This is a genomic window from Flavobacterium sp. MEB061 (assembly GCF_000834715.1).
Classification (GTDB): Bacteria; Bacteroidota; Bacteroidia; order Flavobacteriales; family Flavobacteriaceae; genus Flavobacterium; species Flavobacterium pectinovorum.
The window spans coordinates 1-263 of record NZ_JXQR01000072.1 but is presented as its reverse complement, the minus strand read 5'-3'; the positions used below and the strand labels follow the sequence as shown (position 1 = coordinate 263).

The window sequence follows — 263 nt, the reverse complement described above, 5'->3', positions numbered from 1 at the left end:
GGTTCTGTCGCATCTGGGAATAACTTTTATCTTTAGAATTTTAAACCGATCAAAAGATGAATACTAAAGGTCATTGTTATCCAAAATACATAATTCTTCAGGCAGTATATTTCAAGCTAAGATTTACACTTAGTTACCGGGATGTTGAAGAACTAATGAAGATTAGAGGAGTCATTGTGGATCATGCCACGATTCAGCGTTGGGTTTATAAGTTTGCACCTTTGCTTGAGGCAGAGATGAAGAAGAGAAAAGGCAGAGTGGGG

General features: G+C 37.6%; 1 pseudogene. It reads left to right on the top strand.

Annotated elements, in window-relative coordinates:
- Nucleotides 1-56: 56 nt before the first annotated feature.
- Nucleotides 57-263 (top strand): annotated as a pseudogene (locus RT99_RS25615) (IS6 family transposase); the annotation flags it as partial.